Annotated in this window: 18 protein-coding genes; 7 read left to right on the top strand and 11 right to left on the bottom strand. The window is 59.5% G+C overall.

Features of this window, described 5'->3' with window-relative positions:
* Positions 1–57: 57 nt before the first annotated feature.
* The 8 genes from ABIA48_RS20150 to ffh all read right to left on the bottom strand — a co-directional run bounded on the left by ABIA48_RS20150 (position 58) and on the right by ffh (position 7,083).
* Entirely contained in the window at positions 58–1,362 is a 1,305-nt protein-coding gene (locus tag ABIA48_RS20150) for a homoserine dehydrogenase (RefSeq protein WP_007998527.1), read from the bottom strand.
* 132 nt (positions 1,363–1,494) lie between these two features.
* Entirely contained in the window at positions 1,495–2,226 is a 732-nt protein-coding gene (gene dsbC / locus ABIA48_RS20145; protein ID WP_007998529.1) for a bifunctional protein-disulfide isomerase/oxidoreductase DsbC, read from the bottom strand.
* Positions 2,227–2,482: 256 nt separating this feature from the next.
* Positions 2,483–3,379: a site-specific tyrosine recombinase XerD gene (gene xerD, locus ABIA48_RS20140; protein ID WP_310054117.1), complete on the bottom strand. Its 897-nt coding sequence runs from the start codon at positions 3,377–3,379 to the stop codon at positions 2,483–2,485.
* Between the two features lie 133 nt (positions 3,380–3,512).
* Entirely contained in the window at positions 3,513–3,863 is a 351-nt protein-coding gene (gene rplS / locus ABIA48_RS20135) for a 50S ribosomal protein L19 (protein WP_003175895.1), read from the bottom strand.
* Positions 3,864–3,908: 45 nt separating this feature from the next.
* Positions 3,909–4,661, bottom strand: a complete 753-nt coding sequence (gene trmD / locus ABIA48_RS20130) for a tRNA (guanosine(37)-N1)-methyltransferase TrmD (RefSeq protein WP_007990028.1) — start codon at positions 4,659–4,661, stop codon at positions 3,909–3,911.
* Positions 4,662–4,663: 2 nt separating this feature from the next.
* On the bottom strand, positions 4,664–5,200 hold the full coding sequence (gene rimM / locus ABIA48_RS20125) for a ribosome maturation factor RimM (RefSeq protein WP_008053499.1): 537 nt from the start codon (positions 5,198–5,200) through the stop codon (positions 4,664–4,666).
* A 5-nt stretch (positions 5,201–5,205) separates the two neighbouring features.
* Complete coding sequence (rpsP, locus tag ABIA48_RS20120; protein WP_007972721.1) at positions 5,206–5,457, bottom strand: 30S ribosomal protein S16; 252 nt, start codon at positions 5,455–5,457, stop codon at positions 5,206–5,208.
* 249 nt (positions 5,458–5,706) lie between these two features.
* On the bottom strand, positions 5,707–7,083 hold the full coding sequence (ffh, locus tag ABIA48_RS20115; RefSeq protein ID WP_429490842.1) for a signal recognition particle protein: 1,377 nt from the start codon (positions 7,081–7,083) through the stop codon (positions 5,707–5,709).
* A 210-nt stretch (positions 7,084–7,293) separates the two neighbouring features.
* On the opposite strand from ffh, the gene ABIA48_RS20110 reads away from it, so the two are divergent.
* The 5 genes from ABIA48_RS20110 (at position 7,294) to rlmF (ending at position 15,278) form a co-directional block, all read left to right on the top strand.
* Positions 7,294–8,106, top strand: coding sequence for a cytochrome C assembly family protein (locus ABIA48_RS20110; protein ID WP_429490840.1), 813 nt, complete (start codon positions 7,294–7,296; stop codon positions 8,104–8,106).
* Between the two features lie 12 nt (positions 8,107–8,118).
* Positions 8,119–9,351 (top strand): transporter associated domain-containing protein, encoded by a 1,233-nt coding sequence (locus tag ABIA48_RS20105; RefSeq protein ID WP_429490838.1) that lies wholly within the window; start codon positions 8,119–8,121, stop codon positions 9,349–9,351.
* A 265-nt stretch (positions 9,352–9,616) separates the two neighbouring features.
* Positions 9,617–10,933: an MFS transporter gene (locus ABIA48_RS20100; protein ID WP_429490836.1), complete on the top strand. Its 1,317-nt coding sequence runs from the start codon at positions 9,617–9,619 to the stop codon at positions 10,931–10,933.
* A gap of 230 nt (positions 10,934–11,163) precedes the next feature.
* Positions 11,164–14,010: a valine--tRNA ligase gene (locus ABIA48_RS20095; protein WP_429490834.1), complete on the top strand. Its 2,847-nt coding sequence runs from the start codon at positions 11,164–11,166 to the stop codon at positions 14,008–14,010.
* 245 nt (positions 14,011–14,255) lie between these two features.
* On the top strand, positions 14,256–15,278 hold the full coding sequence (gene rlmF / locus ABIA48_RS20090; protein WP_429490832.1) for a 23S rRNA (adenine(1618)-N(6))-methyltransferase RlmF: 1,023 nt from the start codon (positions 14,256–14,258) through the stop codon (positions 15,276–15,278).
* 89 nt (positions 15,279–15,367) lie between these two features.
* Here rlmF and ABIA48_RS20085 read toward each other — a convergent pair whose 3' ends face one another.
* Positions 15,368–15,649, bottom strand: a complete 282-nt coding sequence (locus tag ABIA48_RS20085; protein ID WP_007905514.1) for an HU family DNA-binding protein — start codon at positions 15,647–15,649, stop codon at positions 15,368–15,370.
* Between the two features lie 396 nt (positions 15,650–16,045).
* Between ABIA48_RS20085 and yejK the strand changes: the two genes are divergently transcribed.
* Both yejK and ABIA48_RS20075 read left to right on the top strand, forming a co-directional pair.
* Complete coding sequence (yejK, locus tag ABIA48_RS20080; protein ID WP_007990009.1) at positions 16,046–17,050, top strand: nucleoid-associated protein YejK; 1,005 nt, start codon at positions 16,046–16,048, stop codon at positions 17,048–17,050.
* A complete protein-coding gene (locus ABIA48_RS20075; protein WP_429490830.1) occupies positions 17,050–17,400 on the top strand; it encodes a glutaredoxin family protein in 351 nt (116 codons plus the stop codon). The genes yejK and ABIA48_RS20075 overlap by 1 nt, the downstream gene beginning before the upstream one ends.
* A gap of 65 nt (positions 17,401–17,465) precedes the next feature.
* Here the strand turns inward: ABIA48_RS20075 and ABIA48_RS20070 are convergent, their stop codons facing one another.
* Both ABIA48_RS20070 and ABIA48_RS20065 read right to left on the bottom strand, forming a co-directional pair.
* Complete coding sequence (locus ABIA48_RS20070) at positions 17,466–18,401, bottom strand: glutathione S-transferase family protein (protein ID WP_429490828.1); 936 nt, start codon at positions 18,399–18,401, stop codon at positions 17,466–17,468.
* A gap of 84 nt (positions 18,402–18,485) precedes the next feature.
* Positions 18,486–18,770, bottom strand: coding sequence for a GIY-YIG nuclease family protein (locus ABIA48_RS20065; protein WP_007990002.1), 285 nt, complete (start codon positions 18,768–18,770; stop codon positions 18,486–18,488).

The following is an 18,770-nucleotide window of genomic DNA, read 5'->3' as shown; positions in this document are numbered from 1 at the left end:
AAGCTGAGCGTCACTGGCTTCTGGCTTGCCGCTTGGAGCTGATAGCTTGCAGCTGTTTTAGTTAAGGTGCTCGACACGGATCCGAACAACCGGACCGACCACACCCGCCAAGGCTTCCAAAGCGGCGATGGCATCGTTGATGTGCTGTTCCAGCACGCGGTGGGTCAGCAGGATCATCGGCACCAGGCCGTCGTGTTCCTCGGCTTCCTTCTGCATGATCGACTCGATGTTGATGCCACGCTCCGAGAGGATGCTCGCGACCTGAGCCAATACGCCCGGATGGTCCTTGGCCTGAATACGCAGGTAGTAGGCGCTTTCGCAGGCTTCGATCGGCAGGATCGGGTGAGCCGACAGCGAATCCGGCTGGAACGCCAGGTGCGGTACGCGGTTTTCCGGGTCGGAAGTCATGGCACGGACCACGTCCACCAGGTCGGCGATCACCGACGAAGCGGTCGGCTCCATGCCGGCACCGGCACCGTAGAACAGGGTCGAACCGGCGGCATCGCCATTGACCATCACTGCGTTCATCACGCCGTTGACGTTGGCGATCAGGCGGTCGGCCGGGATCAGCGTCGGGTGCACGCGCAGTTCGATACCGGCCGCGGTGCTGCGCGCCACACCCAGGTGCTTGATGCGGTAGCCCAGCGCTTCGGCGTAGTTTACGTCGGCCGTCGTCAGCTTGGTGATGCCTTCGGTATAAGCCTTGTCGAATTGCAGCGGGATGCCGAATGCGATGGACGCCAGGATCGTCAGCTTGTGAGCAGCGTCGATCCCCTCAACGTCGAAGGTCGGGTCGGCTTCGGCGTAACCCAGAGCCTGGGCTTCGGCCAACACGTCTTCGAAGGTGCGACCCTTCTCACGCATTTCCGTCAGGATGAAGTTGCCGGTGCCGTTGATGATCCCGGCCACCCAGTTGATGCGGTTGGCGGACAGGCCCTCGCGGATCGCCTTAATCACCGGAATGCCACCGGCCACCGCCGCTTCGAACGCAACGATCACGCCTTTCTCGCGTGCCTTGGCGAAAATTTCATTACCGTGAACAGCAATAAGCGCCTTGTTCGCGGTGACCACATGCTTGCCATTCTCGATGGCCTTGAGTACCAGCTCGCGGGCAACGGTGTAGCCGCCCATCAGCTCTATGACGATGTCGATCTCAGGGTTCGTGGCCACTTCGAAGACATCGTTGGTAATCGCAATACCGGTCGTTTGGAACTGAGGCTTTGGCGTGCGCATGGCAATTTGTGCCACTTCGATCCCACGCCCGGCACGACGAGCAATTTCCTCGGCGTTGCGCTGAAGTACGTTGAAGGTACCGCCACCGACGGTCCCTAACCCACAGATGCCTACTTTGACCGGTTTCACTGTGAACTCCCCATAAAACGGCCGACTCAAGGCCGGCCGTGAAAACAGCCGCATGCTCGCGGCTCTCTATTAATGACCCGGCGATGTCGCTGCCGGACCATGATCGTCAAGGCTTGCCGTGACGATGCGAATTTACTTCGCGCCCAGCGCCAGTTTGGCGACTTGTGGCGCAGGCTGGTAGCCCGGAATGACCTGACCGTCGGCCAAAACGATGGCCGGTGTGCCGTTCACGCCAATCGACTGGCCGAGAGCGAACTGCCTGGAAACCGGGTTATCGCACTTGGCGGCCTTGATTTCCTTGCCGTCGACCATTTTGTCCATGGCCGCTTTCTTGTCTTTCGAGCACCACACCGCTTGCAGCTGCTCGTCACCCGGCGAACCCAGGCCCTGACGCGGGAACGCCACGTAACGCACTTCGATGCCGCGCTTGTTCAACTCAGGCACTTCGGCGTGCAGCTTGTGGCAGTACGGGCAGGTGGTGTCGGTGAATACGGTGATGTGCGACTTGGTTTCGCCAATGGCCGGGTACACCACGGTTTCAGCGACCGGAATATCGTTGATCAACTTGGAAATGCCCAGGCGCTCGGTCTTCTCGGTCAGATTGACCGGCTTGCCGTCCTTGAGGTCGAACAGGTAGCCCTGAACCACGTACTGACCGTCGGCACTGGCGTAAAGAACGCGACTGCCCTTGAGCTTGACTTCGTACAGACCTGGCAACGGGCTGGCGGTGATGCTTTCCACCGGGACTTCGAGCTGGAGGTTTTCCAGGCTTTTACGAATGGCTTTGTCAGCCGCGTCATCGGCGACGGCAAAGGTGCTGACCAACGCAATGGCTGCGGCGGCGAAAATCTGGGTCAGACGCATGAGAACTCCTGAAGGCGAACATATGGGACGATCAGAACGCCCGTGCCGAAACACCGGGTCATAATCGCCCATCGTGCAAACTGGCCAAGCCTATCACATAAGGTCCCTGTGGCGAGGGGGCTTGCCCCCGTTCGGCTGCGCAGCAGTCGTAAATCCGGACAACTCGGTGATTCTGAACGATTGCAGGGGGCTGCTTCGCAACCCAACGGGGGCAAGCCCCCTCGCCACAGGCTCGTATTCCATTTGAAGCACTGAATCACCCCCGTGGATGGTGTTTGGCGTGCAGGTCCTGCAAGCGTGCGCGTGCCACGTGGGTATAAATCTGGGTGGTCGACAAATCGCTGTGCCCCAGCAGCATCTGCACAACCCGCAGATCCGCGCCGTGGTTGAGCAGGTGCGTGGCGAACGCATGACGCAGGGTATGCGGCGACAGTGACTTGCCGATCCCCGCGACCTTGGCCTGGTGCTTGATCCGGTGCCAGAACGTCTGGCGGGTCATCTGCTCGCCGCGCTGACTGGGAAACAGCACATCGCTGGGACGCCCACCAAGCAGCTCACCACGCCCATCGCGCATATAGCGCTCGACCCAGACAATTGCTTCCTCGCCCATCGGCACCAGCCGCTCTTTGCTGCCCTTGCCCATCACGCGCAACACGCCTTGACGCAGATTGACTTGTTCAAGGGTGAGGCTGATCAGCTCGGTCACCCGCAAGCCGCAGGCATACAGCACTTCAAGCATGGCCCGGTCGCGCTGACCGATGGCTTCACTCAAGTCCGGTGCCTTTAGCAAGGCTTCTACATCTGCCTCAGACAAGGATTTGGGTAATGGCCTGCCGAGCTGCGGCATATCAACCCGTAACGTTGGATCAACAGCGATCAACTTTTCCCGCAGCAAATAACGATAGAAGCCACGTACGCCGGAAAGAAACCGTGCGGTTGAGCGGGGCTTGTAGTTTTGCTCCAGACGCCAGGCCAGGTGATCGAGGATCAGCTCGCGGCCGGCGTTGATCAGTTCCAGGCCTTTTTCCTGCAGCCAGCCGTTGAACAGGGCCAGGTCGCTGCGATAGGCATCGCGGGTATTGTCGGAGAGACCTTTCTCTAGCCACAGGGCGTCGAGGAATTGATCTATCAGGGGATGATCGATGGCGGGCATAAAGACTCAGGCAGCGGAAAGACTGACCGCAAGTCTTTCATAGCCCGCACGCCCGCGAAACCATCGCACGCATAAATCGCAAGCAACAAAAAAGCAGCCCGTAGGCTGCTTTTTTCTGCATCGGAAGCTGGACTTAAGCCAGTTTTTCCTTGATGCGAGCTGCTTTACCCGACAGGTCACGCAGGTAGTACAGCTTGGCTTTACGTACGTCACCGCGACGCTTGACAGCCATGCTGTCGATTTGCGGGGAGTAGGTCTGGAAAGTACGCTCTACGCCAACACCGTTGGAGATTTTACGAACGGTGAATGCACTGTTTACGCCGCGGTTACGCTTGGCGATAACAACACCTTCGAACGCTTGCAGACGCGAACGGTCGCCTTCCTTCACTTTCACCTGAACGACAATGGTGTCGCCCGGGGCAAAGGTAGGGATCTCTTTGGTCATCTGCTCTGCTTCGAGTGCAAGGATGATTTTGTTAGTCATGCTGTGCTCCTAAGGTAAATCGTCTGATCTACCATCGATACGTTGTTAACTATCGTCCCGCTCGCGGATGTATTCCTCGAGCAGCTTCTTCTCTTCTCCAGAAAGCGAGCGGCTTTCCAGAAGATCGGCGCGTCGTTCATAGGTCCGACCAAGGGACTGCTGTAAACGCCAACGCCGGATGTGCGCGTGATTGCCACTTAGCAATACGTCGGGAACACGCTGATCCGCATACACCTCCGGGCGGGTGTAGTGCGGGCAATCCAGCAAACCATCCGTAAAGGAATCTTCCTCGGCGGAGTCCGCATGCCCTAAAGCTCCAGGCAGCAGTCGTGTAACCGCATCGATCAGGACCATCGCCGGCAGCTCGCCGCCAGACAGTACATAGTCGCCAATCGACCACTCTTCATCGACATGAGCATCAATAAAACGCTCGTCAATGCCTTCATAGCGGCCGGCAATCAGGATCAATGCATCCAGATTCGCCAACTCGCGTACCGCCGACTGAGTCAGCTGACGGCCTTGGGGGGACAGGTAAATCACCTTCGCTCCCTCCCCGGCGGCTGCCTTGGCCTGAACCAGAGCATCTTCCAGGGGCTTGATCTTCATCACCATGCCCGGACCACCGCCAAACGGGCGATCGTCCACAGTGTGATGTCGATCCGTCGTGTAGTCTCGCGGATTCCAACAGGTGAGCTGCAAGAGCCCCTGTTTCACCGCACGACTGGTGATGCCGTACTCGCTGATGGCGGCGAACATCTCGGGAAACAGACTGATCACTTCTACGCGCAAGTTAGCCACGCTTAGAAATCCGCGTCCCAGTCCACCTTCATCTCGCCTGCGGCCAGGTCGACAGCCAACACGCATTGCTCGGTATAGGGCAACAGGCGTTCGCGATCATCCAGGCTGCCAGCGCAAGGCTTGACCACCATGACATCGTTCGAGCCGGTCTCCAGCAGGTGATCGATCTTCCCGAACAGTTGTCCGAGCGTGTCGATGACCTTGAGACCTTCCAGCTGGTACCAGTAGTACTCGCCGTCGGTGAGTTCAGGGAACAGGTTGCGCGGCACGCAGATCTCATAACCGGCCAGAAGACGAGCTTCTTCGCGATCATCGAGACCCTTGAGCTTTGCGACCAGGAACTTGTCATTCCCGCGTCCGCTAACCAGCTCTACCTGCTTTACATTACCGTCACGCTTGAGCGTCCAGGTTTTGTAGTCCAGCAGGTTTTTAATCGGATCAGTAAAGGAGTACACCTTCACTTCGCCGCGAACGCCGTGAACAGAATAAATCTTGCCGATAACGATCAAATCATCAGCAATAGCTGGCGTCGCGTTCATATTGCTCAGGCCGCAGCCTTAGCAGATTCCTTCAACAACTGAGCAACGCGCTCAGAAGGTTGTGCACCAACGCTCAGCCAGTAGGCTACGCGCTCTTGGTTCACGGACAGACGAACTTCCTGACCACGAGCAACAGGGTTGAAGTAGCCAACCTGTTCCTTGTGCGAACCGTCGCGCGGGTTGCGGCTGTCGGTTACGGTCAAGTGGTAAAACGGGCGCTTTTTGGAGCCGCCAAGGGCAAGACGGATTGTTAGCATGTGAACATCGTTCCTGTAGTCGGTGCTGCAAATCTAAATGCACAGCGGGCATGGGTGCCCGAAAGGCCGCATATTCTAAGGAATATCCGGACTTTTGCAAATGACTTTTTCCGGCGCCTATCGGCCGCCATGCAGATTTGCTATAGAGCCGTCGTTGAAAACGGCCGGTCAGCTCCCGCCTGATGCGGGTTTGCTGTTGATCCCACTTCCTTGTGGGGCGGCGCAAGAGCCAGCTCTTGCGCGGATTCTTTACATCTTCGGCATGCCGCCGCCGGGCAACATACCGCCCATGCCGCGCATCATTTTGGCCATTCCGCCTTTCGCGGAGAATTTCTTCATCATCTTCTGCATCTGCTTGTGTTGCTTGATCAAGCGACCGATATCCTGCACCTGAGTGCCGGAACCCATGGCGATCCGGCGTTTGCGCGAACCGCTGATCATCTCAGGGTCACGGCGCTCGGCCGGGGTCATGGAGTTGATGATGGCTTCCATCTGCTTGAATTGCTTTTCTGCCGCCCCCTGGGCGTTGCCCATCTGCGCCAGATTCACACCACCGATATTCGGCAGCTTGTCCATGAGCCCGCCGAGGCCGCCCATGTTCTTCATTTGTTGCAGCTGATCGCGGAAGTCTTCGAGGTCGAAGCCCTTGCCCTTCTTCAGCTTCTTGGCCAGTTTGTCGGCCTTGTCCTTGTCGAGAGTCGCTTCCGCCTGCTCGATCAGGCTGAGCACATCGCCCATGCCAAGGATGCGTGAGGCGATACGTTCAGGGTGGAACGGATCGAGCGCTTCGCTCTTCTCGCCCATACCGATGAACTTGATCGGCTTGCCGGTGATGGCACGCACCGACAGTGCCGCACCGCCACGGGCGTCGCCGTCGACCTTGGTCAGGATCACACCGGTCAGCGGTAATGCATCGCCGAAGGCCTTGGCCGTGTTGGCGGCGTCCTGGCCAGTCATGGCGTCGACCACGAACAGGGTTTCGACCGGTTTGATCGCGGCATGCAGCGCCTTGATCTCGCCCATCATCTCTTCATCGATGTGCAGGCGACCAGCGGTATCGACGATGACCACGTCGATGAATTTGAGTTTTGCTTCCCTAATAGCCGCGTTGGCGATGTCGACCGGCTTCTGGCTCAGGTCCGACGGGAAGAACGTCACACCGATGTCGTTGGCCAGGGTTTCCAGCTGCTTGATCGCCGCCGGACGATACACGTCGGCGGACACAACCATGACCGACTTCTTCTTGCGCTCTTTAAGGAAGCGCGCGAGCTTGCCGGCGGTGGTGGTTTTACCAGCGCCCTGCAAACCGGCCATAAGGATGACCGCTGGCGGCACTGCGCTCAGGTTCAGGTCTTCGTTGGCCGCGCCCATCAGGCTTTCGAGCTCGGCCTGGACGATCTTCACGAAGGCCTGGCCCGGCGTCAGGCTGCGCGACACCTCGGTGCCGACGGCGCGTTCCTTGACCGAATTGACGAAGTCCTTGACCACCGGCAGGGCGACGTCGGCTTCGAGCAACGCCATGCGCACTTCGCGCAGGGTGTCTTTGATGTTGTCTTCAGTCAGCTTGGCCTTGCCGGTGACATGGCGCAGCGTCTGCGAGAGACGGTCGGTTAAGTTTTCAAACATTGCGCGATCCTTTCAGGCCCTGTGTAGACCGGGATAATGGCGGCCCGGACCGGACTAAACGTGTGCTCGGCGAGCCTGCGGCGTGGGCAGGTCGCGGATTATAGCGAAGACTGTGGCTGGCGGACACCTCGCCGTCGGGTTGTGTGGTCTTTCGTGTCGTGGGGGTTCTATGCCAAACTCAGCGACTTTCGGGCTTGCCTAACAGGATTTATGCTCCCCTTGTCACCCAGCTTGCTAACTACCCTCGCCGCCGCCTGCTTGTATGCCGCTGCGACCATTTACCAGGGCATTCGCCTGGCGTCCGGCGCCAAGGTCAACAAACGCCTGCTGGTCATGCTCGGCGTGCTCGCCGTATTGGCCCACAGCGTCAGCCTGCTCACCCACCTGCTGACCCCGACCGGCCTGGCCCTGGACTTCTTCAGTGCCGCCAGCCTGATTGCCGTGGCGGTCATCGCACTGACCCTGCTGGCCTGCTCGCGGATTCCGGTAGAGAACCTGCTGGTCCTGCTGTTCCCGCTTGGGGCCTTGACCGTGATGCTGGCGCATTTTGCCCCCGCCGGCACGGTACAGGTCATCGATGAGGAGCCGGGCATCCTCGCCCACATCCTGCTCTCGATTCTTGCCTACGGCATGTTCACCATCGCGGTGTTCCAGGCCTTGCTGCTGCTGGTTCAAGACCACCAGCTCAAGCACAAGCACCCATCCGGGCTGATCAAGAACTTCCCGCCGCTGCAAACCATGGAAAGCCTGCTGTTCGGCTTCCTCTGGGCCGGCTGGTCGCTGTTGTCGCTGTCGCTGATTTCCGGCTGGCTGTTCGTCGAAAACCTGTTCGCCCAGCACCTGGTGCACAAAACCCTGCTGGCCTGCGTGGCCTGGGTCGTTTTCAGCGTGCTGCTTTTGGGCCGCAATCGCCTCGGCTGGCGCGGGCACAAAGCCATTCGCTGGACCCTGGTCGGTTTTTGCCTGCTGATGCTGGCGTATTTCGGCAGCAAACTGGTACGTGAATACATCCTGCATATCTGACGGGCGGCATTAATGGACGATTTGCCCATAGGGCCAATGCTCGCGGTAGTGACCCTGCTGATTTTATGGTCGGGCCTGTTTACCGCCATTGAAGCGGCGCACCAGCATTTACTGGCCAAGCGCATTGCTACGCGCTCCAGCGACAAACCGCCGGCCAAATTGAGCTTTCCCCTGGTCAGCCTGATCTTTTGCAACACCCTCTGCCGTGCACTCGTGGTGGTCATCGGCACTTTGCTGGCAATTTTCACCTGGGCCGAGAACGGTCCGTGGGTCGCTTGCCTCGGGGCGGGCGCCATACTGCTGGTGTTTTCCGACTACTTGCCACGCGCGCTCGCCGCCCGCTATCCGGATGCGATCCTGGCCCAAGGCAACAATCTGCTGCGCGTGCCGCTGAAAATCATCTATCCCGCGGCATGGCTGCTCAACAGCATCAGTCAGTTGGTGATACGACCGTTCGCCCGTAAAGCCAAAGTGGTGCAACGAAGTGAGGACGAAACACTGACGGAGCGGCAGGATACGCCGGAAACCGTAAGCCGCCCTCACCCGCTGCCTGGCATCCACGCACTCGACAACATCACGGTTAATGACATCCTGGTACCGCGCAGTGATGTGGACGGCATCAATCTCGATGACCCCCTCGAAGAAATCATCGAACAATTGCGCCACAACAAACGCACTCGCCTGCCGGTGTTCCACAGTGACATCAACCAGGTCGAAGCCGTCCTCAACACCCGGCACATCCTGCACTTGCTGCCCGATGCAAGCCTGACCAGGGAAGCGTTGCTGGCGGCCAGCCACGAGCCGTACTTCGTGCCGGAAAGTACCCCGCTGCAGTTGCAACTGCTCAACTTCCACAAGCAGCAGCGGCGCCTGGGCATGGTGGTCGACGAATACGGCGAAGTGCTGGGCATCGTCACGCTGGAAGACATTCTTGAAGAGATCGTCGGCGAGTTCGAAAGCCAGCACAGCCTGGACAATCCGCACATTCATCCGCAAGCCGACGGACGCCTGGTGATCGACGGCGCCGCGTCCATTCGCGAGTTGAACAAGAGCCTCGGCTGGCACCTGCCAAGCGATGGCCCGAAAACCCTGAACGGTTTGGTCACCGAGGCGCTGGAAACCATTCCCGAAAGCGCGGTATGCCTGAAGATCGGTCGGTATCGCCTGGAAATTCTCGAGACCGAAGACAACCGTGTCACGCGAGTATTGATCTGGCAGACCAACTCGATGCCTGTGGTTATCTAGGATTCGACGCTACATAAAGCCACAGCCCAATCCAGCTACTTGTTCGATCGTTAGCCACCTTCCTATAATCGAACCGCTTACCCAAGCCTCGCCGGCCCCGTGCTTATCCCGCACTTCGCAGCTTCCGGCCCGATCATCAGCAACATCCGCAGTAAACCGACGACTGTTCCTACCTGAAACAGCGACCGTGCCCCCACCCACATCCCTGGGTTCTCGACCATAATAATTCGCTCCACTGGAGCACATGACTGTCAGGGATAACCGCATGACGACCAGCACGACTTACAGCGACTCCACATCTGCGCAACCGACAAACTCCGCCACCCGCGTGGCTACTGCGAGCTTCATCGGTACCGCCATCGAGTTCTACGACTTCTATGTCTATGCCACCGCCGCTGCGCTGGTGATCGGCCCGGTGTTCTTTCCACAGACATCCGGCACCGCACAGATGCTTTCGGCGTTTCTCACGTTCGGCATCGCCTTCCTTGCTCGCCCCTTGGGTTCGGCCCTTTTCGGCCACTTTGGCGACCGTATCGGTCGTAAATCAACCCTGGTCGCCTCGCTACTGCTGATGGGCGTGTGCACCACGCTGATCGGCGTGCTGCCGGGTTATGACAGCATTGGCGCCTGGGCACCGATCCTGCTTTGCGTCCTGCGCTTCGGCCAAGGCCTGGGGTTAGGCGGCGAATGGGGTGGCGCGGCATTGCTGGCCACGGAGAACGCGCCAAAAGGCAAGCGCGCGTGGTTCGGCATGTTCCCGCAGTTGGGCCCATCCATTGGCTTCCTGGCTGCGAACGGCCTGTTCCTGACACTGGCCGTGGTGCTGGACGATGAACAGTTCCGCTCATGGGGCTGGCGTATTCCGTTCCTGCTCAGCGCCGTACTGGTGATAGTCGGCCTGTATGTGCGCCTCAAGCTGCACGAGACCCCGGTATTTGCCAACGCCGTGGCTCGCCAGGAGCCCGTGAAGATCCCGCTGGTCGAACTGTTCAGCCAATACTGGGCGCCCGTATTGCTGGGAGCCGGCGCAATGGTCGTGTGCTACGCGCTGTTTTACATCTCCACCGTGTTTTCCCTGAGTTACGGTGTGACCACGCTCGGCTACAGCCGCGAAACCTTCCTCGGCCTGTTGTGCTTCGCCGTGCTGTTCATGGCGGCCGCCACCCCGCTGTCGGCCTGGGCCAGCGACCGTTACGGGCGCAAGCCGGTGCTGATCATCGGTGGCGTGTTGGCGGTCCTGTCCGGCTTCGTCATGGAACCGCTGCTGACCCAAGGCTCGACCTGGGGCGTGGCGCTGTTCTTGTGCATTGAGCTGTTCCTGATGGGTGTGACATTTGCGCCAATGGGTGCGCTGCTGCCGGAACTGTTTCCGACCCGCGTGCGCTACACCGGCGCGTCGGCAGCCTACAACCTGGGCGGTATTGTCGGCGCTTCCGCGGCGCCGTTCTTTGCACAGAAACTGGTGGCGATGGGTGGTTTGAGTTACGTCGGCGGGTATGTGTCCGGGGCGGCGGTGCTGAGTTTGATTGCGGTGCTGTGCCTGAAAGAGACGCGGCATAACGATTTGAATCAGATCGCCTGACAGATCGCTTTCGCGGGCAAGCCCGCTCCCACAGGACTTTTGTCGAACCACTATTTTGTGATCGGCACTGATCCTGTGGGAGCGGGCTTGCCCGCGAAGGGGACCTCTCTGACAAAACACCAACCACAATTTTCCCCCCACCCATTGTCACCTCGCTCTACGCGCATCGGCACATCCCCGCTATACTTCCCGGCTTTTCCTGAATAAATGCCAATAGGGTCCCGCCGCGCATGGATAAGACCTACCAGCCGCACGCCATTGAAACTTCCTGGTACAACACCTGGGAGTCAGAGAATTACTTCGCCCCGCAAGGCGCGGGCGAGTCCTACACCATCATGATCCCGCCGCCGAACGTCACCGGCAGCCTGCACATGGGTCACGGCTTCAACAACGCGATCATGGACGCCCTGATCCGTTTCCGCCGCATGCAGGGTCGCAACACCCTGTGGCAGCCGGGCACCGACCACGCCGGTATCGCCACGCAGATGCTGGTAGAGCGTCAGCTCGAAGCCAAGGGGCAGAGCCGCCACGACCTGGGCCGCGAGAAATTTCTCGAGAAAGTCTGGGAGTGGAAGGATGAGTCCGGTGGCAACATCAGCCGCCAGATCCGTCGCCTCGGTTCGTCCGTAGATTGGAGCCGCGAGCGCTTCACCATGGACGACGGTCTCTCGGAAGCCGTGAAAGAAGCCTTCGTACGCCTGCACGAAGACGGCCTGATCTACCGTGGCAAGCGCCTGGTCAACTGGGACACCAAGCTGCACACGGCAATTTCCGACCTCGAAGTGGAAAACCACGACGAGAAAGGTTTCCTGTGGAACCTGAAATACCCGCTGGCCGACGGCGCCAAGACTGCTGAAGGCAACGATTTCCTGATCGTCGCGACCACTCGCCCGGAAACCATGCTCGGCGACTCCGCCGTCGCGGTGAACCCGAACGATGATCGCTACAAAGCCCTGATCGGCAAATTTGTCGAGCTGCCGCTGGTTGGCCGCCGCATCCCGATCATCGCCGACGATTACTGCGACCCTGAATTCGGCACCGGCTGCGTGAAAATCACCCCGGCCCACGATTTCAACGACTACGAAGTCGGCAAGCGCCACAACCTGCCGCTGCTGAACATCTTCGACAAGAATGCCACCGTTCTTCCTGCGTGCCAGGTGTTCAATCTCGACGGCACACTGAACGAAAGCATCGACGGCAAGATCCCGGCCGAATACGCCGGCCTGGACCGCTTCGAAGCGCGCAAGCAGATCGTGGCCGCGTTCGATGCTGCCGGTCTGTTGGTCAGCGTTGACGACCACGCCCTGAAAGTGCCGAAAGGCGACCGTTCCGGTACCGTCATCGAGCCGTGGCTGACCGACCAGTGGTATGTGTCCACCAAGCCTTTGGCCGAGCCTGCGATTGCTGCCGTTGAAGACGGCCGCATCCAGTTCGTGCCGAAACAATACGAAAACATGTACTTCTCGTGGATGCGCGACATCCAGGACTGGTGCATCAGCCGTCAGCTGTGGTGGGGTCACCGGATTCCGGCCTGGTACGACGAGTCGGGCAAGGTCTACGTCGGTCGCGACGAAGCCGAAGTACGGGCCAGGCACAACCTCGGCCCGGACATTGCCCTGCAACAGGACAACGACGTTCTCGACACCTGGTTCAGCTCGGGCCTGTGGACGTTCTCCACCCTCGGCTGGCCGGAGAAAACCGAATTCCTGAAGAAATTCCACTCCACCGACGTTCTGGTGACGGGCTTCGACATCATTTTCTTCTGGGTTGCCCGGATGATCATGCTCACCATGCACTTGGTGAAAAACGAAGACGGCACGCCGCAGGTTCCGTTCAAGACTGTGTACGTTCACGGCCTGGTGCGTGATGGCCAGGGCCAGAAAATGTCCAAGTCCAAGGGCAACGTCCTGGACCCGCTGGACATCATCGACGGCATCGAACTCGAAGCGCTGGTGCAGAAACGCACCTCCGGCATGATGCAGCCGAAACTGGCGAAGAAGATCGAGAAGCAGACCCGCGACGAGTTCGCCGAAGGCATCGCCAGCTACGGCACCGACGCCCTGCGCTTCACTTTCTGCTCGCTGGCGTCCACCGGCCGCGACATCAAGTTCGACATGGGCCGCGTCGAAGGCTACCGCAACTTCTGCAACAAGATCTGGAACGCGGCGCGCTACGTGCTGGACAAGGGCGAAGACTGCGGCCAGAACGGCGAAGCCTATGAACTGTCCCTGGCTGATCGCTGGATTATTTCGCAGCTGCAACGCACCGAAGCCGAAGTGACCCGCCAGCTTGACCAGTTCCGTTTCGACCTGGCCGCGCAAGCCCTGTACGAGTTCATCTGGAACCAGTATTGCGACTGGTACCTGGAACTGTCCAAACCTGTGCTGTGGGACGAAAACGCACCGGTCGAGCGCCAGCGCGGCACCCGTCGCACCCTGGTTCGCGTGCTGGAAGTCGCCCTGCGCCTGGCGCACCCGTTCATGCCGTTCATCACCGAAGAAATCTGGCAGCGCATCGCGCCGCTGGCCGGTATCGACGGCAAGACGATCATGCTGCAACCGTGGCCAGTGGCCAACGAAACACGCATCGATCAGGCTGCCGAAGACGACATCGAATGGCTCAAGGGCCTGATGCTCGGCACCCGTAACATCCGTGGCGAAATGAACATCGGCCCGGGCAAGCCGCTGCCGCTGTTCCTGAAGAACGTCAGCGCCGAGGATCAGCGTCGCCTGAGCGAGAACGAAGCCCTGCTGAAGAAGCTGGCGCGCCTCGAATCGATCACCGTCCTGGCTGCCGGCGAAGAAGCACCGTTGTCCGCCACCGCACTGGTCGGCGAGATGGAAGTGCTGGTGCCGATGGCCGGTTTGATCGACAAAGGTGCGGAACTGGCGCGCCTGGACAAGGAAATCCAGCGCCTGCAAGGCGAAGTGCAACGCGTCGGCGGCAAGCTGTCCAACGCCGGCTTCGTTGACAAGGCCCCGGCTGAGGTCATCGAGAAAGAACGCGCCAAACTGGCCGAGGCCGAACAGGCCTTGGGCAAACTGGCCGAGCAGCATGCGCGGATTGCCAGCCTGTAACGGCCATTCGCAATGAAAGAGGGAGGCCAGTAATGGCCTCCCTTTTTTGTGCCTGCCACTTTCTTACATCCAATGAAGATCCCCTGTGGGAGCGGGCTTGCTCGCGAAGAGGCCATGACATTCGATAGAAATATCGACTGAAAGTCCGCTTTCGCGAGCAAGCCCGCTCCCACAGTTGATTAGTGTGACTCTCAGATGTGGGACAATGCCCGCCACTTTTAGCCATACCCGAATCGACCACCGCCATGACCGCCCCCCGTACACCGAAACCTGCGCGCAAAAAGCCTGAATCCGCGCCTGCGGCCAAAGCCGCGGCACCGCGTGAGAAGGCCAGCCTGCACCCGCGCAATCGCCATCAGGGCCGCTACGACTTTCCGGCGCTGATCAAAAGCGCCCCGGAACTGAAGAAATTCGTAATCATCAACCCGTACGGCAAGGAAAGCATCGACTTCGCCAGCCCGGAAGCCGTGCGAGTGTTCAACAGGGCGCTGCTCAAGTCGTTCTATGGCATCGCTCACTGGGACATTCCGGCCGACTACCTGTGCCCGCCGGTGCCAGGCCGCGCCGATTACGTGCACTTCCTCGCCGACCTGCTGGCCAGTGGCAATGACGGTGTGATCCCGCGTGGCGCCGCCGTGAAGGTGCTGGACATCGGCATGGGCGCCAACTGCGTGTATCCGCTGATCGGTTATAGCGATTACCGCTGGCAGTTTCTCGGTTCCGAGATCGATGCGACCGCCATCGCCGCCGCCAAGGCAATCATTGCGTCAAACGGTCTGAACAAAGCCATACAGGTCCGTCAGCAGAGCAACCCCAAGCAGATCCTCACAGGCCTGCTGGAGAGTGCCGAACGCTTTGACCTGACGATGTGCAACCCGCCGTTCCACGCGTCACTGGACGAGGCCACACGGGGCAGCACGCGCAAATGGCGCGCGCTGGGCAAAGCGGATCCGAAACGCAAGCTGCCGGTGCTGAACTTCGGCGGACAAGCGGCGGAGTTGTGGTGTGAGGGCGGGGAGGTGCGTTTCGTCACGCAACTGGTCAGCGAGAGCGTGCAGGTGGCACAACAAGTGCTGTGGTTCAGCACGCTGGTGTCAAAGGCGTCGAACCTGCCGGCAATCCAGGCAGCCCTGAACAAGGCCGGCGCGCTGGACAGTCAGGTGGTGGAAATGGGTCAGGGCCAGAAACAGAGCCGCTTCGTCGCCTGGACGTTCCAGACCAAGGCGCAGCAACACGTCTGGCGTGAGCGTTGGGCGCGCAGCAGCTGAGTCAGTGAACGGCAGGTTATTTGCGCTAAATCGCAGGCACAAAAAAACCGTGCCCGGATCGCTCCGGTGCACGGTTTTTTTAACAAGTCTTACTTGTTGACAGCGTCGGTCAGGCCTTTGGCCACAACCAGCTTGATCACTTTCTTGGCAGCGATTTCGATGGCAGCGCCAGTCGAAGGGTTACGGCCAGTACGGGCAGGGCGCTCAGTCACTTTCAGTTTGCCGATACCTGGCAAAGTGATTTCGCCGCCGTTTTCCAGCTGATCGGCAACGATTTGGCCCAGTTGGTCCAGAGCGTTACGCGCGGTGGTTTTCGGCGCGTCGATAGCTTCAGCGATGTCGGCGATCAGTTGGTCTTTAGTAAGAGCCATTTAGTGTTCCTTCCCTATCAAATTCATATGGATTGCAGAGTGCAATGTCAGCTATCGAGCCCGATCTTCTGGATCTGGCACCCTCGGCCAAATAACCTCGGGATCGGGGTTATAGATACCGAAATCAGGGTTTGGTTCGACCTGACAAATGCTGACTGCACGCTTAACGCAGTGACGTCGCGCAAGACCGGGCAAAGCTAGCACACAGACGTGGAAATATCCGCCTCTAGCTACCCATTTGGTCAGCTTTATTGCACTAAAACAGGAAAAAAACGCATAAGCGCCGTCGGTCGCCCGTCAATTGCCCTTCGCACCGCGCCAAAACCAGTGGTTGCGGTACACTGAGCGCTTTTTCGGGGGAGCACGCCCTCCTCTCCTCATTCAGCCGAGAAGCCCATGCCGATCCGTCATTGCATCGTCCACCTGATCGACAAAAAACCCGACGGCACACCCGCAGTTCTGCATGCCCGCAACGAAGAACTGCCTGAGTCCGCGGCCATCGAGAACATGCTCGCCGACCTCAACGAAAGCTATAACGCCAAACAGGGTAAAGCCTGGGGCCTGTTCCATCCGGAGTCCGGCGCATTCCCGTTCAGCGGCTGGCTGAAGGAGTACCTCGATGGCGGCCAGGACTTCACCGCATTCAGCCGTGTGGCGGTCGAACATCTGCAGAAACTGATGGAAGAGTCGAACCTGTCGGTCGGCGGCCACGTACTGTTCGCGCACTATCAGCAAGGCATGACCGACTACCTGGCCATCGCCCTGTTGCACCACAGCGAAGGCGTGGCAGTGACCGACGAACTGGACGTGACCCCGTCCCGCCACCTCGACCTTGGCCAGTTGCACCTGGCCGCGCGGATCAATGTTTCCGAGTGGCAGAACAACAAGCAGTCCAAGCAGTACATATCGTTCATCAAAGGCAAGAACGGCAAAAAGGTTTCGGAGTATTTCCGCGACTTCATCGGCTGTCAGGAAGGCGTCGACGGCCCGGGTGAAACCCGCACCCTGCTCAAGGCCTTCAGTGACTTCGTCGAAAGCGAGGACCTGCCGGAAGACGACGCCCGCGAGAAGACCAAGACCCTGGTGGATTACGCCAGCAGCCAGGCCAAACTTGGTGAGCCGATGGGCCTGGAAGAGTTGTCGGGGCTGATCGACGAAGAACGCCCGAAAGCCTTCTACGATCACATCCGCAACAAGGACTACGGCCTGTCGCCGGAAATCCCGGCGGATAAACGCACCCTGAACCAGTTCCGCCGATTCACTGGCCGCGCCGAAGGCCTGTCGATCAGTTTCGAAGCGCACCTGTTGGGTTCGAAGATCGAGTACGACGAAGAAGCCGGCACGTTGATCATCAAGGGCCTGCCCACCTCGCTCACCGATCAGCTGAAGCGTCGCAACTGATGCTCGGCGGCGTACTGAAAAAATTCCTGCTGATCCTGCTGGTGGTCGTGGTTTATCAGAACTGGGGCAAGATCGAGCGGGTGTTCAATCCAGCGCAAGCACTGCCTGAGCAGACGCAGGCCAAGGCCAATGTCGTGCTCTACGCCACCGAATGGTGCGGCTACTGCAAGCTGACCCGACGCTTTCTCGATCAGAAAGGCATTCCGTACAAGGAATTCGATATCGAGAAGGATACCGTCGCGCGCAAGGACTATGTGGCCCTGGGTGGCGGAGGGATTCCGATCATCGATGTCAACGGAACCCTGATTCGCGGGTATGACCCGGATGCGATACTGGCCGCGTTGAAGTAACTGATCAGACTCACAAAACCCTTGTGGCGAGGGAGCTTGCCCCTCGCCACAGGTGTATGTCGGTTTCAGATGGCTTCGATCCGGAAACCGAACCGCGGAAAGTGCACATGCACCACACCGCCACGCTCGTCCTTGCGCCGTACAATCAATTCTTCGCTGCCGGCAAACAGCAGCTCTCCCGCGACCGGATCAACGCCATAGTCCGTGGCCGCGATCACCACCTGCTGACCCGCCGTGAACCCGTTGGGATCGACGAACTGCTCATCCGGCAACGCCGCTGGCGTGGACCTGCGCGCCACCTCCAGCGCCTCTTCGGACGTCATCTCACTGGATGCGCCATGGCCGAACCCCAACACCCTTGAATGCCACGCACTGACCGCCGGATAAGCATCGACCAGGGGAGCCGTGACCGGCGTCGCCTTGAGAAACCACAGCGAATGAGCCAAGGCGAAGTCGGCAATCGACGGCTCGCCAAACAGGTAATCGCCGTCTTCGCGCTGCAACTGTTGCTCCAGACGCGACATGAGGGTTGGCCACTGATGTTGGGCCTGTTCGGTGGACAATTTTGTCGCGCTACCGCCACTGAACAAACCGGCACGGTCGGCCAGAAACGCCTTGATCGCTTCCGGCGACAAATTGCCAAAGCGCACCGCTATCGATTCCGGCTGGAACACCAGGCTGACCGCATGCTGGAACACCACCGAATCGGCCCAAGCGGCAAACGACGCGGTGATCATTTCCTGACCTTCCGGGAAAAACGCCGGCAAGGCTTTTTCCTGTTCCAGTCGCCGGGCAATCAATGCCGTGTCGCAATAAATATCTGCACCGACTTGCAACACCGGCGTTTTGCGATAACCGCCAGTCAGGGCCGTAAGATCGGGTTTTGGCATCACCGGCGAGATCTTCACCGAGCGCCAGGACAACCCTTTGAAACCCAGCAGCAGCCGGGCCTTTTCGGCGAAGGGGGACGTCGGGTAATGATGAAGAATCAACTCGGACATGCTCGGCTCCGCAGCTCAGATAAGGAATCCGCAGCTTAGCGCGCAATCGGTTGGTAGCCTACAGATGTGCCTGATGGGGACCGATCAGTCAGATTGATAAGACGCGACCAGACATTCCTTGGCGCTTTTGCGCAGTTTCTTGATCAGCCGTTCCTGGCGCAGCGCTTCGCTTTTATCGCGGCAAAGTTCGGTGTAGACCAGTGCCATGGCCGGGCTGGAAAGAAAGAACCGTGCACCCTTGCCGCTTTGATGCTTGGCGAAGCGGCGCACGGGATCATCGCTGACCCCGCAATACAGCGAACCATTGGCGGCGCGAACGAGGTAGACGAACCAGGGCTTGCTGACGGGAGACTCGCTTGGGGTGGTCAC

It is taken from the genome of Pseudomonas sp. S30_BP2TU TE3576, from assembly GCF_050436025.1.
Taxonomy (GTDB): Bacteria; Pseudomonadota; Gammaproteobacteria; order Pseudomonadales; family Pseudomonadaceae; genus Aquipseudomonas.
The sequence above is the reverse complement of the archived record's forward strand: the minus strand, read 5'-3'. Positions and strand labels throughout refer to the sequence as shown.